The organism is Brevundimonas sp. Br13, from assembly GCF_055391505.1.
Map to the genome: position 1 here is coordinate 86,352 of NZ_AP044008.1, position 13,905 is coordinate 100,256.

Annotated in this window: 13 protein-coding genes and 1 other RNA gene; 8 read left to right on the forward strand and 6 right to left on the reverse strand. The window is 67.7% G+C overall.

Translation table 11 applies throughout. The features are described from left to right. Positions 1-19: 19 nt before the first annotated feature. A complete protein-coding gene (locus ACZ5M6_RS00430) occupies positions 20-1,240 on the reverse strand; it encodes an acyltransferase family protein (RefSeq protein WP_464159193.1) in 1,221 nt (406 codons plus the stop codon). Positions 1,241-1,454: 214 nt separating this feature from the next. Then, complete coding sequence (locus ACZ5M6_RS00435; RefSeq protein ID WP_201463195.1) at positions 1,455-2,174, reverse strand: c-type cytochrome; 720 nt, start codon at positions 2,172-2,174, stop codon at positions 1,455-1,457. A gap of 156 nt (positions 2,175-2,330) precedes the next feature. Here ACZ5M6_RS00435 and ACZ5M6_RS00440 point away from each other — a divergent pair, with 156 nt between their 5' ends. Continuing rightward, positions 2,331-3,068, forward strand: coding sequence for a 3-deoxy-manno-octulosonate cytidylyltransferase (locus ACZ5M6_RS00440; RefSeq protein WP_082382548.1), 738 nt, complete (start codon positions 2,331-2,333; stop codon positions 3,066-3,068). Positions 3,069-3,088: 20 nt separating this feature from the next. Here the strand turns inward: ACZ5M6_RS00440 and nudC are convergent, their stop codons facing one another. Continuing rightward, positions 3,089-4,009, reverse strand: a complete 921-nt coding sequence (gene nudC, locus ACZ5M6_RS00445) for an NAD(+) diphosphatase (RefSeq protein WP_464159194.1) — start codon at positions 4,007-4,009, stop codon at positions 3,089-3,091. Positions 4,010-4,056: 47 nt separating this feature from the next. On the opposite strand from nudC, the gene ffs reads away from it, so the two are divergent. The 3 genes from ffs to ACZ5M6_RS00460 all read left to right on the forward strand — a co-directional run bounded on the left by ffs (position 4,057) and on the right by ACZ5M6_RS00460 (position 6,595). After that, positions 4,057-4,152: signal recognition particle sRNA small type (ffs, locus tag ACZ5M6_RS00450), an RNA gene on the forward strand. Positions 4,153-4,349: 197 nt separating this feature from the next. Further along, positions 4,350-4,664 (forward strand): hypothetical protein, encoded by a 315-nt coding sequence (locus tag ACZ5M6_RS00455; RefSeq protein WP_464159195.1) that lies wholly within the window; start codon positions 4,350-4,352, stop codon positions 4,662-4,664. Between the two features lie 86 nt (positions 4,665-4,750). Next, positions 4,751-6,595, forward strand: a complete 1,845-nt coding sequence (locus ACZ5M6_RS00460; protein ID WP_464159196.1) for a DNA polymerase III subunit gamma/tau — start codon at positions 4,751-4,753, stop codon at positions 6,593-6,595. 8 nt (positions 6,596-6,603) lie between these two features. Here ACZ5M6_RS00460 and ACZ5M6_RS00465 read toward each other — a convergent pair whose 3' ends face one another. From ACZ5M6_RS00465 to dinD, 3 genes are all read right to left on the reverse strand, one after another. Continuing rightward, positions 6,604-7,761 carry an acyltransferase family protein gene (locus ACZ5M6_RS00465; protein WP_336968654.1) on the reverse strand — a complete coding sequence of 386 codons (1,158 nt, stop codon included), beginning with the start codon at positions 7,759-7,761 and terminating at the stop codon, positions 6,604-6,606. Positions 7,762-7,807: 46 nt separating this feature from the next. After that, positions 7,808-8,407, reverse strand: coding sequence for a GTP cyclohydrolase I FolE (gene folE / locus ACZ5M6_RS00470; protein ID WP_152948939.1), 600 nt, complete (start codon positions 8,405-8,407; stop codon positions 7,808-7,810). A 229-nt stretch (positions 8,408-8,636) separates the two neighbouring features. Then, positions 8,637-9,566 (reverse strand): DNA damage-inducible protein D, encoded by a 930-nt coding sequence (dinD, locus tag ACZ5M6_RS00475; protein WP_464159197.1) that lies wholly within the window; start codon positions 9,564-9,566, stop codon positions 8,637-8,639. A 65-nt stretch (positions 9,567-9,631) separates the two neighbouring features. Between dinD and fliQ the strand changes: the two genes are divergently transcribed. The 4 genes from fliQ (at position 9,632) to cckA (ending at position 13,886) form a co-directional block, all read left to right on the forward strand. Beyond that, on the forward strand, positions 9,632-9,895 hold the full coding sequence (fliQ, locus tag ACZ5M6_RS00480; protein ID WP_054764003.1) for a flagellar biosynthesis protein FliQ: 264 nt from the start codon (positions 9,632-9,634) through the stop codon (positions 9,893-9,895). 30 nt (positions 9,896-9,925) lie between these two features. Next, on the forward strand, positions 9,926-10,708 hold the full coding sequence (gene fliR, locus ACZ5M6_RS00485) for a flagellar biosynthetic protein FliR (protein WP_201463200.1): 783 nt from the start codon (positions 9,926-9,928) through the stop codon (positions 10,706-10,708). Next, positions 10,701-11,777, forward strand: a complete 1,077-nt coding sequence (flhB, locus tag ACZ5M6_RS00490) for a flagellar biosynthesis protein FlhB (RefSeq protein ID WP_054764005.1) — start codon at positions 10,701-10,703, stop codon at positions 11,775-11,777. Before fliR ends, flhB begins: the two co-directional genes overlap by 8 nt. Positions 11,778-11,840: 63 nt before the next feature. Next, entirely contained in the window at positions 11,841-13,886 is a 2,046-nt protein-coding gene (gene cckA, locus ACZ5M6_RS00495) for a cell cycle histidine kinase CckA (RefSeq protein WP_054764006.1), read from the forward strand. The last annotated feature ends 19 nt before the right edge of the window (positions 13,887-13,905 follow it).

Genomic DNA, 13,905 nt, shown 5'->3' on the forward strand with positions numbered 1-13,905 from the left:
GGCGACGGGGGTTGGCAAGCTATTCGGCGGGCGACGGGGCTGAGGCGACCGGGCGACGCCGCCACGGAACCCGGCGGCCGTTCAGCCAGCGCCCCATGAAGCTGTGGCGGATCAGCAGCTCATAGCCGGCGATCGACGCCGCCAGCGCTCCGCCGACGATCAAGGCCAGTTTGACCGGCCAGGCTAGGCTCCAGTCCTGCACCAGCACCTGACCGACCATCACCAGCGGCAGATGGACGATATAGATCCAATAGGCCGCATCGGCGAAATAGCGCCGCACCGCGCTGTGGCCCGAGCAGAACCGAACGGCCAAGGCGACCGCCGCCAGGCTGGAGGCGTAGACGGCGACCCCGAAGGCGCCCGCCGTCGCCGCCTTGATCGCCGGATCGGTGATAGGCTCCAACCTGGGATTGGGACCGCCCGCCAGAGCCAGGGCCGTCGCGCCTGCCGCCAGGGCGAGGCCGAGATGAAGCGGCCACCGCGCCGCGATCCGCTCGAGCAGGTCGCGGCGCCGGTCCAGCAGGGCGCCCAGGCCGAAGGCCAGTCCGAACCCGACCAGGGCCGGGGTGTTGGGGATCAGGCCCGCGTCGGGCGTCGGCACGCCGAAGAAGGCGACCCAGTTCGGATGCAGCCACAGGGCCAGGGCCAGGGGCGCGCCCAGGACGACGGCGCCGCCCGGCTGAACCAGCAACGCCGTCGCGCGATCCACCACCGCCCGCCCCCAGCCGCCCTGCCGGTCCAGGGCCGCGAACGGCGCCCGCACGAAGATCAGGCCGACATAGAAGATCAGCAGGACCCACAGGAACCACAGATGGGTCAACGGCAGATTGGTCCAGTCATAGGTCGGAGGCGGCGGCGCATCGGCCGCCGTCAGGCCATGTAGGCCCGCATTCCAGATCAGGACCGCGACAATGGCCGTCAGCGACGGCCCCCAGAAGACCGCCAGCGGTCCCGCAATCCGCGTCAGCCGGTTGATCCCGAACCGCACCAGCCCCCGCCGCGCCAGCATCATATGGGCGAACAGACCCGCAATCAGAAAGAAGGTCGCCATCCGAAACAGGTGAATGGCGAAGAAAAGGCCGCTGGCCCAGACCGACCGCTGATCGTCGACCACCACCCAGATCGGCGTCGGAAAGAAGGCCATGGCGCCGTGGAGCACCAAACCCAGGAGCAGGGCGGCGCCCCGTAGGGCGTCCAGGCCGTGAAGGCGCTCGCCCGTCTTGATGTCGTCTGCGGTCATGATCCTCGTCTCCCCGTTCGAGAGACGTATTGCACAGACTTGTTTGCTTTTCAAACTTGTTCGCCAAAGGCCACCTCATGGCGTTTCGACTGGGCGTTCGGGGCGACCGCCCGACCGGCGCCCTTAAGATCGACCGCTTCGTTAGAAACGAAAAACGCCCGGGATCCGAAGACGCCGGGCGAAGATCGATGAGGGCGGCCCGTCGGGCGCGCGATCAGCTGCTCGGCGGCGCCGGGCTGGTGGCGGCGGGCGGCGCGGCCGGGGTCGCCTGGGTGGTCGCCGGTTCGCCGACGGCGGGGGCCTCGCCCGTCGCCTCGGTGGCGGGGGCGCCCTCGGCGGGGGCGGCTTCACCCTCGGCGGGGGCGGCGGCGCCAGGCTGGCGGGCCGGATCGGGCGCGGGGATGGCGAAGCCGCTCGAGCCCTGGCTGCGCAGCCAGGCGATCAGATTGATCCGGGTCTGGGTGTCGCGGATGCCGGCGAAGGACATCTTGGTGCCGGGCACATAGCGGGCGGGGGCGGTGATGAAGCTGTTCAGCTGGTCATAGCCCCAGGTCGGCGCCTCGGCCTTGTGCTTGGCCATGGCGTCCGAATAGGCGAAGCCGGCGCGGTGCATGACCGGGCCGCCCACCACCCCGTACAGATTCGGGCCGATGCCGTCCGCCCCGCCCTGCGTCGCGTTATGGCAGGCCTGGCAACGGGCGAAGGCGGCCTCGCCGGCGGCCAGGTCGGCGGTCGGCAGGACCGTGCCCCAGTCCGGCGGCAGCTCGGCCTGTTCGGCGCCGGCGACCTCATCCGGCGCATCGACGAAATAGCCCATCTTTTCCGGCGGTTCGGAATGATAGATCAGGCCCGACGCCTGTTGAACGACCAGGATGACGAAGGCCGTCCCCAGAGCCGCGCCGAAAATCTTGTTCCACTTTAGATCGCCGCTCATGCGCGTCGTCTCACCCGTCCCTAGGTTTCCCAACTTCCCCGTCTTGCGCAGAGAAGCCTTCCTTGCCGGATCACGTCTTGCACGGTAGCGCAGGGTTCGCAACCGGCGCGACGAACGCGACGGCGCCGCTCGACCAGGACAGGCCCCGCCAGACCCATGAATCCTCTGATAATGATACCGGCTCGCATGGCCGCCACCCGCCTGCCGAACAAGCCCCTGGCCGACATCGGCGGCCGGCCGATGATCGTGCGGGCCTATGAACAGGCCGCCGCCTCGGGCCTGCCCGTCGTGGTCGCCGCCGGCGATCCCGAGATCGTGGCCGTGGTCGAGGCGGCGGGCGGCCGGGCGATCCTGACCGACCCCGACCTGCCGTCCGGCTCTGACCGCATCCGGGCCGCCGTGGACGCCATAGACCCCGAGGGCGATTTCGACGCCGTGATCAACGTCCAGGGCGACATGCCCTTCGCCGATCCGGGCCTGGCGACCGCCTGCGCGGCCGTGCTGCACGGCGAGCCGGCCTGCGACATCGCCACCCTGGTCGCCGCAGAGGCCGATCCGTCGGACCGGGCCAATCCCGATGTGGTCAAGGCGGTCCTGGCCCTGAAAAGCAACGAATGGGGCGAGACCGAGCGTCAGGGCCGCGCCCTCTATTTCACCCGTTCGACCCTGTATGGCGATGCGCCGATCTGGCGCCATATCGGCGTCTACGGCTATCGCCGCGCGGCCCTGAACCGCTTCTGCGCCGCACCCCAGTCGCCGCTGGAGAAGCGCGAGAAGCTGGAACAGCTGCGGGCCCTGGAGATGGGGATGCAGATCTGGGCCGCCGTGATCGACGAGGCGCCCCTGTCGGTCGACAATCCCGCCGACCTGGAGGCGGCGCGGGCGCTGGTCTGAGGGCAGATAACGTCTCTACCCTACGCCTCCTCCGCCCAGGCATTGATCAGGCTGTGGGCGATGGCGAAGGGCGGCGGGGCCTGAATGGTCGGGTGGGCGCCGGCCAGAACCGCCCTCGCCTCGGCCCGCGTCAGCCAGGCCACGCTCTCCAGCTCGGTCTGATCCGGCCGGGCCTGGTCGTCCGAGACCTCGGCGATCAGGCCGATCATCAGCTGTGACGGGAAGGGCCAGGGCTGGCTGGAGTGATAGACGGCGTCGATCACCGTCAGGCCCGCCTCTTCCTTGACCTCGCGGGCGCAGGCCTCCTCGATCGACTCGCCGGGCTCCAGGAAGCCGGCCAGGGCCGACATCCGCCCCGCCGGCCAGGCCGCCTGGCGGCCCAGCAGGCAGATCGGCTCGGCCCCGCCCTTGTAGACCGGCAGCATGATGGTGACCGGATCGACGCGCGGAAAATGCTCGGTCCCGCAGGCCGGGCAGCGCCGCTTCCACCCGCCCGAGGCCGTCTCGCTCAGCGTGCCGCAATTGGCGCAGAAGCCGTGTTTGCGTCGCCAGTCGAACAGGCTCTTGGCCCCGCCCGCCATAGCCGCATCCTGGGCCGGCAGGATGGCCGCGGCGGCGCGCATCTCATGAAAAGCCCCCAAGCCTTTCACCGGCCCCCCAGCCGGGTCGATGGAGCCTTCGAACTCGATGGCGAAGACCGGCTCCTCCTTCCACAGGCCCAAGAAGGCTTCGCGGTCGCGGACCATGTCGCGGGCATGGGCCATCGAGACCCAGGCCAGACGCGGCCCCTCGGCCGTCTCCTCGATCAGGGGGCGGCCTTCCCACAAGACCAGAGCCTGGGCGTAGGGCTTGTTCGCCTGTTCCGTCAGCCATTCCGGATCGTTGCGCAGGTCGCCGGCGCGGTCGAGCGGATTGCCGGCGAAGATGTTCTGATGGGCCATGCGGCCTTGTAGCTCTTGATTCCGACGGCTGCACCCGTCATATCCCAGATCGGAGATCGCGGGCGAAGGCTTCGCCAACCTGGTCAGGGCCGGAAGGCAGCAGCCACAACGAATTCCCCTTCGGGTCGCGGTCTCTACCTCCTTTCTTTTTGCGCGCTGACGCTCGGCCACGCGGTCCTCGCTGGTTGAGCGCGTCTGGTGCGTTGCTCTTCGGAGGACAAGGCGGACGGTTGCGGGGAGAAACAACTTCTGCGAACGTCGTCTGATGAAACCTTTATGGTTCCTTGGACTGCTGGGTTTATGCGCCTGTGGATCGGCGCCTGAAGAGCCGCGTCCGCAGGTGACCGAGTTCAGCCTGTACCGGACGATGGGCTGTTACGAGACAGCCCTTCAGACAAACGGCGCGCAGATCGACCTCAACCCGGACGGGACCGTCGAGATTTCGACCTATAACGGCGACAGGTCTGCGCGTGTCCCGGCGAGTGAAATCGGCCGCCGTCTGTATGAGCTAGACGTCGACATCAGAAACCCGATCTACGTAGAGCCGGAAGCATCTGACCGTTTTACCGACGTGGTTGGAATCCTTAAGGACTTGCAGGCTCGCGGATACGAACATGTGCGGCTGATGAACGTGCCCCTGCGCGATCACGCATAGGCGTCTAGCTTTCGACCTGCGAGAATCCGACCTTTTCAGTGAACGGCCGCTTCGCTGCGGACCTCGCCCGCTGTAAGACTTTTCGCATGATCGACAGCGACACGAATCTCGACGGCCCGCCCTGGGAGGAGGACGACGTCGTCGAGCGCGATGAGAACACCGACGACATGTTCGGAGCCCCTGCCCCGGCGGCCGAGCCCGTCCCTGCGCCTGCGCCGGCCGCGGCGCCGCCTGTCGCCGCCGTCAGCGAGGATCAGGCCGCCGACGGCGCCGCCTATCAGGTTCTGGCGCGCAAATACCGGCCACGCACCTTCGAGGATCTGATCGGTCAGGAGGCGATGGTCCGGACCCTGACCAACGCCTTCGCCACCGGCCGGATCGCCCACGCCTTCATGCTGACCGGGGTGCGGGGCGTCGGCAAGACGACCACCGCCCGCCTCCTGGCCCGCGCCCTGAACAATGAGACGGAGACGATCGACCGGCCGTCCCTGACCCTGACCGCCCACGGCCGGCACGACGCCGCCATCATGGCCGGCCAGCACATGGACGTGATGGAGATGGACGCCGCCTCGCACACCGGCGTCAACGACATCCGCGACATCCTGGAGAGCGTCCGCTACGCCCCCGTCGAGGCGCGCTACAAGGTCTATGTGCTGGACGAGGTCCACATGCTGTCGACCCAGGCCTTCAACGCTCTGCTGAAAACGCTGGAAGAGCCGCCGCCCCACGCCAAATTCATCTTCGCCACCACCGAGATCCGCAAGGTGCCGGTGACGATCCTGAGCCGCTGCCAGAGGTTTGACCTGCGCCGGGTCGAGCCCGAAATCCTGGTCGATCACCTGGGCCGGATCGCCGAGCGCGAGGGGATGAAGATCGAGCAGGACGCCCTGGCCCTGATTTCGCGCGCGGCCGAGGGGTCGGTCCGCGACGGCCTATCCCTGCTGGACCAGGCCCTGGTTCAGGCCGAGCGGGGTCAGACGGTCAAGACCGAGACCGTGCGCGACATGCTGGGCCTGGCCGACCGCAGCCAGACCATCGCCCTGTTCGAGAGCGTCATGGCCGGCCGCACGCCCGAGGCCCTGGAGAGCTTCCGCACCCTTTACGGCTTCGGCGCCGACCCGGTGCAGGTGACCAACGACCTCTTGGAACACTGCCACGCCGCCTCGGTGGCCAAGATGCTGGGCCCGAACGCGACCCGACTGCCCAATGACCAGGCGCAGAAGCTGGCCGCCCTGGGCGCCGCCATCCCCGCCGCCACCCTGTCGCGCACCTGGCAGATGCTGTTGAAGGCCCTGGACGAGGTGCGCCGCGCGCCCAATCCGGCCGACGCCGTGGAAATGGCTATCGTTCGCCTGGCCTATGCGGCCGATCTTCCGGGTCCGGAGGAAGCCTTGAAGCGACTGCAGTCGGGCGAGCCCCTGGGCGGCGGCTCGGCCCCGCGTGGAGGCGGCTCCGGCGGCGGGGGCGGGACCTCGGCCCAGCTGGCCGCGCGGCCGGTCATGGCCCCCGCCCTGCCCGATCCCCAGACCTTCGAACAGGTCGTGGCCCTGATCGGCGAGAAGCGCGAAGTCGGCCTGCAGATGGACGTGGAGCGGTTCGTCAAACCCGTCTCGTTCAAGCCCGGCGCCATCGTCTATGAAAGCGTCGAGGGCGCGCCGGTCGAACTGGCCCGGCGTCTGGCCGGCCGGCTGAAGGAATGGACCGGCCGCACCTGGCTGATCGCCGCCAACGGCCAGGGCGGCGGCGACACCCTGATCGAACGCCAGAGGAAGGAACGGGCCGCCGAGCGCGAGAAGATCGAGGCCGATCCCTTCATCAAGGCCGTGCTGCTGGCCTTTCCCGGCGCCCAGCTGGGCGAGATCAAGACCATCGCCCCAACCGTCGTCACGCCCGAAATCCCCGACGTCGCCGAGGATGACGACGAGGACTGACCGAGGGTTCAGCCTTCCAGGGAGATGACCGGCCCGGCCTCGACCGGGGCGGACCGGCGTCCGCCGCGGCGGCGCTTCAGCCAGGCGCGGACGCGCGACTGGATCCGGTCGTCGACGGCGAAGTGGAAGGCGAAGGCGAAGGCCACAGCCGCCAGGACGCCGCAGCCCCACAGAACCCACTGGGCCGGCTCAGACAGGGCGAAGCGCGCGTTCGCCGCATTGACCACGCCGAACCAGGCGATGCGGACCACTTCGTTGGAGATGAACATGGAGAAGGAGGCCAGGGCTGCGGTCTCCACCAGCCTGGACGGGCGGCGCACCGGCACGGCGCCGGCGGCCAGGATGATCAGCGAGATCATCGCCAGCGAGACCAGGGCGGTCTTGCCGAAGGCCTGGGCCACGACCAGGCCACAGAAGGCGGCGATGCCGATCCAGCCGGCGAAGCGCGGATGGATCCACACCGACTGGGCGAACCAGGCCAGGCTCATGCCCAGGACGAACAGGGGCAGGGCCCGGATGAAGCCGTAGCCCATGGGCATCTGATAGACTGGATAGGCCAGAAGGCTCCAGCACAGCTGATTGGCGACCAGATAGCCGCCGATCCCCAGGGCCAGGGCGCTCCACGGCCCCAGCCGCGTCAGGCCGCGCAGGATCCAGGGGAAGCACAGATAGCAGCCGATCAGGGCCGAGATCGACCAGGTCGGCGCATTCCAGCCCAGGCCGCCGTGCACCCCGTAAGACTGGACCAGCAGCAGTTGGGCCGGCAGCTGGTCCCAGCGGAACCATTCGGGATTGCGGGGCGCGATCCCGACCGAGGCGCTGAGCAGCACCAGGGCGACCAGAGACAGGCCCATGATCAGATGGGCCGGGACGACCCGCAACACCCGCTTCAGGACGAAGTCGCCGTGCGACATCCGCCCCTGGCCGACCGCCGCCCCATAGACCCGCATCAGCACATAGCCGGAATCGATCAGGAAGAAGTTGGTCAGCAGGAAGCCGCCGCGTTCGAACACCGGATGAACCGCCTCAGCCAGCGGGACCGGGCCGGCCGCCTGGAAGTGGTGCAGAATGATCAGGAAGGCCACAATGAAACGCAGGGCGTCCAGCCAGCCGCCCCGAGCGATCGGGGTTGTTTCATTCCGGGTCGAAATCAGGGTCCAGGGCACGGGGAAGGCCTCCTTGGCCCCCTCCCCCGCAAGAGACGGGCCGGGTTCAGCCCCGGACCAGCCTCAGGAACTCTTCGCGGGTGCGCGGATCGTCGCGGACCACGCCGATCAGATGGCTTGTCGACAGGCTGGCGCCCGGCGCGTTGACCCCGCGCAGGGTCATGCAGCTGTGCTCGGCCTCGATCACCACCCCGACGCCGTGCGGCTTCAGCACCGTATTGATGGCCTCGGCGATCTCGGCGGTCATCTTCTCCTGGATCTGCAGGCGCCGGGCGAAGCCGCGCACCACCCGCGCCAGTTTGGAGATGCCCACCACCCGGTCGGTCGGCAGATAGGCCACATGGGCCCGGCCCACGACCGGCAGCATATGGTGTTCGCAGAAGCTGACGAAGCGGATGTCCTTCAGCACCACCAGCTGATCATAGCCGCCCGTCTCCTCGAAGGTCTTCTCCAGATAGGACAACGGGTCGGTCTCATAGCCCGAGAACAGCTCGCGATAGCTGCGCGCCACCCGCGCCGGGGTCTCCAGGAGACCCTCGCGGTCGGGATCGTCCCCCGCCCATTCGATCAGGGTGCGCACCGCCGCCTCGGCGTCGGCCTGGGTCAGACGGGAGGCGCGGGCGGTCTTGGGGGGGACGTCGGTCATGACAGGGCCTATAGCGAGCCGAACACGAAAAGCAAAAATCCTACCCCTTACGCTGCGGCGACGCGGTCAGACGCCGGACCGGGAAAAACAGTGTCCGATGTGTCCGATGTGTCCGGAAATCGGCGGCGGGCGCGAAAAAATGTGTCCGATCTGTCCGATGTGTCCAAGTTGCGCGCCGCATCTGGTCCATAGGAGCGCCTTCCGCAGAAGGTCAGGAACAGCCGTCCATCTACTCGTCGATTCGATCTGGATTCTGGAGCGACTTGCGATCGTGCGACGCCACTCTGCGCTCAACCTTCTTTATGTCTTCCGCAGCAGGCAGGGCTTCCGGCCGAATGCCGCGGTCCAAAAGGGTTTTTCGGACTGCCTTGTTGTTGGTGACATGTTCGGAAGAAATGGCGCCTTCCGTTCTCATGGCGTGGGCGCGGGCGTTGAAGATGGTGATTTCTGTCGCGAAATCCTTGGCCTTCAAGATGATGGTGGGCGCAAAATCCGCGAGGGGACGGCTGTCCGGCACCTTCCATGTCGCCTTCATCGCCTGCGTTGATCGGCCGAACAACGCGCCGTCGCCCTTGCTACGGATTAGAGCGAAGTTCTGGTTCTCGCCGGTTTGTTCATAGATAATTCCGGACAGCTCTTTCTCCGTCTGCGTCAACTTGCGGCGAGCAAGCAAACGCTCCACTTCGAGCATGCGCTGTTCCACCAACTCGGCTCGACGAGTTTGAATGGCGAAGTAGCTTTGCGCAAAAGCGATCTCAGGTTTCGCAGAATCGCCGTTCTGAGCCACCAGATAACATGCGAACCGTGTGAGCATCACGTCATCGATCTGGCGTCGCCCGCCCGACCCCAGGTCGACCATTTTGTTGACGTCAACAAAATGGTGCCCGATCTCGTGTCCCGAGAGCTCACAGGCCGTCTTGGCCTTTGACAGGACGTTCTGGAAATTCCGCCACTCGGCGTATCCGAGCAGATGTTGAACGTCTCGCCCAAGCCAATAGTCCACGCCCGCGTCCGTCTGTTGTGCGTGACCTTCGAAGGTCTCGGTCAGATGAGCGATCACCTCCCTCTTCATATCGCCCCTCCTCGATGACAGCGCGCCCCAATATCGCAACCCATGATAGAACAGACAAGAGAGGCTGGGGTTCAGAAGATCCGCCACCGTTATCTCCCCGTTAACCATCCTCCCGGCATTTTCTGCCCAGTGTTTTGCGGGAGTCTCGGCCGATGAACGGCGCGGAAGTTCTGGATGTGGGGCGTGACGCCATCTGGCTGACGATCCAGCTGTGCCTGCCGGTGCTGATCGTGGGCCTGGTGGTGGGCGTGGTGATCGGTCTGTTTCAGGCCCTGACGCAGATTCAGGAACAGACCCTGATCTATGCGCCCAAGATCATCGCCATCTTCGTCTCCCTGCTGCTGTTCCTGCCGCTGATGGGCGCCCTGTTGGGCGGCTTCATGCGCCAGATCGCCGCCCGCATCGCGGGCATGTAGGGTGGGCGGGTCCGAGACGCGGGGCGTCTGATGGACGGCTGGGCCACCGCCGACCAGGTCTGGGCCGGCGGGCTGATCTTCGCCCGGATCGGGGCGATCCTGATGGTCATGCCCGGCTTCGGCGAGGCCTATGTGCCGCCGCGTATCCGCCTGTCCCTGGCCCTGTTGATCAGCCTGGTCCTGTGGCCCGTGGTGCGGGCGGGCCTGCCCGGCCTGCCCGACGGCCTGGGCGGCATGGTGGGCTGGATCATCCGCGAGGTCGTGACCGGGCTGATGATCGGCCTTTTGCTGCGGCTGTTGATGACGGCCCTGACCACGGCGGGCGAGATCGTCTCCCTGCAGACCACCCTCAGCTTCGCCCAGACGGCCAATCCGCTGCAGGCCCAGCCGGGATCGACCATCGCCTCGTTTCTGATGCTGTTCGGGGTGACGCTGATCTTCGCCACAGACACCCACCATCTGTTCATCGCCGGCATGGTCGGCTCCTACAAGCTGATCGCCCCGGCCCAGCCGCTGATGATGAACGACTTCACCGCCATGGCGGTGCGGACCGTGGGGGACAGCTTCCTGTTGGGGGTTCAGCTGTCGGCGCCGGTTCTGGTCTTCGCCCTGATCTTCAACCTGGCCTCGGGCCTGGTGGCGCGGGTCATGCCGTCGTTCCAGGTCTATTTCGCCGCCGCGCCCCTGAGCGTGATCCTGGGTCTTTCGATCTTCGCCCTCAGCCTGGGGGCGCTGGGGACCGTCTTCATCGACCGCTATCGACGCCTGGGCGAGCTGTTCGCGGCCGGGGTGATGGGAGGCGCCGGTGGCTGAAGGCGCCGATCCCGAGTCGAAAACCGAAGAGGCGACACCCCGAAAACTTGAGGAGGCCCGCAAGAAGGGCGACGTCGCCAAGTCCCAGGACGTGGGTCAGGTGCTGGCGCTCGCCGGGGCGGCCTCGGTGATCCTGGGGGCCGGGGGCTGGTTCGCCGGGTCCATGGCCGAACAGCTCCTGCCCTTCATCGCCGCCCCGCACCAGATGCTGGGGATGCTGGATTCCGGAGCGGGGACGCAAGTGTTGGCCCGCGCCCTGTGGGCCATGACCCCGTTTCTGGGGGCGGTCATGCTGGCCACCATCATCGGCGGGGCGGGCGGGCATCTGGCCCAGTCCGGCCTGATCTTCACCGGCGAGAAGCTGAAGCCGCAGTGGTCGGCGGTGAACCCCCTGTCGGGGTTCAAACGCATCTTCGGGCCTGACGGCCTGATGCAGTTCGTCAAGACCCTGATCAAGCTGATCGCCGTATGCGTGGTGTGCTGGATGGTGCTGAAGCCCCACACGCGCGAGTTCGAGAACCTCGTGACGGTGAGCCCCCTGGCCCTGTTGCCCCTGGCGCGGGACATGGCCCTGGCCCTGTTCGTGGCGGCCATCATCCTGTTGGGAGCCACCGCCGGCGCCGACTTCATCTGGCAGAAGATGCGCTTCGCCAAACGGATGCGGATGACCAAGGAAGAGCTGAAGGAAGACTATAAGCAGACCGAGGGCGACCCGCACGTCAAGGCCAAGCTGAAGCAGATCCGCATGCAGCGCAGCCGCCAGCGGATGATGGCCAATGTGCCCAAGGCCACGGTGATCGTGACCAACCCGACCCACTATTCGGTGGCCCTGCGCTATGAGCCGGATCAGGGGGACGGGGCGCCGGTCTGCGTCGCCAAGGGGGTGGACGCCCTGGCCCTGCGCATCCGCGAGGTGGCCAAGGAACACGACGTGCCCATCGTCGAGAACGTGCCTCTGGCGCGCGCGCTCTACGCCACGGTCGAGGTGGACGAGGTGATCCCGAAGGAGCATTTCGAGGCCGCCGCCAAGATCATCGGCTTCGTCTTCCAATCGCGAAAACGCCGGTAACGCCGCCGTAAGGCTTGCCGCCCGATTTCAGCGTATGATCAGCCTACTGATTCGCGAGGCCGCATGACGCCCAAACGCCGTCTTCCGTTCGACCTGCTCTCGGCCGTGATGGCTTTCGGGGCGGTGGCGACGGTCGCCGCCCTGGCCTATCCGGCCTTTCGGGCCAATCCGACCTCGGCCCCGGGCCTGATCCTGATCGTCACCGTGGGGCTGATCGCCCTGATCGCCCTGTTCGGTTTCCGCCGGGCCGAGACGGTCCAGCCGTCCAGCGACGTGGCGGTTGAACTGCTGGACGCCATGGCCGAGCCGGCCGCCCTGGTGTGGGAGACGGGCCAGGTCCTGGCCTTCAACGGCGCCTGGGCCGAGGCCAACGGCGCCACCACCGCCCTGCCCCGCGGCAAGTCGGCCCAGGCCCTCTATATGGCCTTCGCCCAGGCGCGGCGGGGCGAGCCGGGCCACGCCATCGTCCAGATCGGGGCGCGCGAGTTCGAGGTGGTGATCGGCCGGGCCGGCCCCGACCGGTTTCTGATGCGGGCCGCGCCCGAGGCGGTCCTGCCGCTGGCCGCCGTTCCGGCCCAGGCCCAGGGGACGAACGGCGAGGCCCGCGCCATGGCCGCCGGCGCCCCGTTCGGCTCGGCCGTCATCGCGGGTTCGGACCTGTTCGCCGGCCGGGCGGAAGAGGCCAATGCGGCCCTGGCGATCCTGACCGGACCCAACGCCGCGCGCGACGCCGCCTTCGGCCATCTGTTCGATCCGACGGGCGTGGTCGAGGCGCGGGCCAAGCTGGCGGCCGGGTCGTCCGGCCCGATCGAACTGGTGGCGCGGGCCTATCCCGACAAGATGCTGCATCTGTATGTGGCGCCCGAGGGCGAGCGCCAACGCATCTGGCTGTTCGACGTCTCGGCCCAGAAGTCGATGGAGCTGCAGCTCAGCCAGGCCCAGAAGATGCAGGCCGTGGGCCAGCTGGCGGGCGGGGTGGCGCACGACTTCAACAATCTGCTGACGGCCATCCAGCTGCAGCTGTCGGGCCTGCTGGAACGGCACCCGGTCGGCGATCCCTCCTATGAGGGGCTGAACGAGATCCGCCAGACGGCCATCCGGGCGGCGGACCTGGTGAGGAAGCTGCTGGCCTTTTCGCGCAAGTCGACGGTGCGGCGCGAACGGCTGGACCTGGGCGAGCTGGTGGGCGAGTTCGCCATACTGCTGCGCCGGCTGCTGCGCGAGGACGTGCGGCTGGAGACCGACTACGGCCGGGACCTGCCGATCGTTCTGGCCGACAAGAGCCAGCTGGAGACGGCGGTGATGAACCTGGCGGTCAACGCCCGCGACGCCATGCGCGGCGTGGTCGAACCCGGCGACGCCGTCGTGACCATCACCACCCGCCGCCTGACCGCCCAGCAGGCGCGCGAGATGGGCTGGGCCGCCGCCCCGACCGACGAGGTGGCCCTGATCGAGGTGTCCGACACCGGCCCCGGCGTGCCGCCCGAACTGGTGGACAAGATCTTCGAGCCCTTCTTCACCACCAAGGCGGTGAACGAGGGCACCGGCATGGGCCTGGCCACCGTCTACGGCATCGCCCAGCAGGCCGGGGGCCATATTTCGGTCAGCAATATCGAAGGCCCCCACGGCATGAGCATGGGCGCGGCCTTCCGCATCTTCCTGCCCGCCGCGGGCGAGGCGGAACTGGCCGAGGTCCAGCCGGTCGAGGTCAAGGTCAAGGCGCCGCGCGACCTGTCGGGCGCCGGCCGCATCCTGTTCGTCGAGGACGAGGATGCGGTGCGCGGCATCGCCGCCCGCCTGTTGCGCCAGCGCGGCTATGAGGTCATCGAGGCCGCCGACGGCGAAGAGGCCCTGATGCTGGCCGAGGAGCACGCCGGACAGATCGACATGATGATCTCGGACGTCATCATGCCCGGCCTGGACGGCCCGTCCCTGCTGAAGAAGGCGCGCAAATATCTGGGCGACGCCCCAGTCATGTTCATCTCGGGCTATGCCGAGAGCGATTTTTCGGACCTGTTGCAGGACGAGGCGGGGGTCTCCTTCCTGCCCAAGCCGCTGGACATCAAGACCCTGGCGGAGCGGGTCAAGCAGGAGCTGCACGCGGGCTGAGCCTTATCGGCTCGGAATC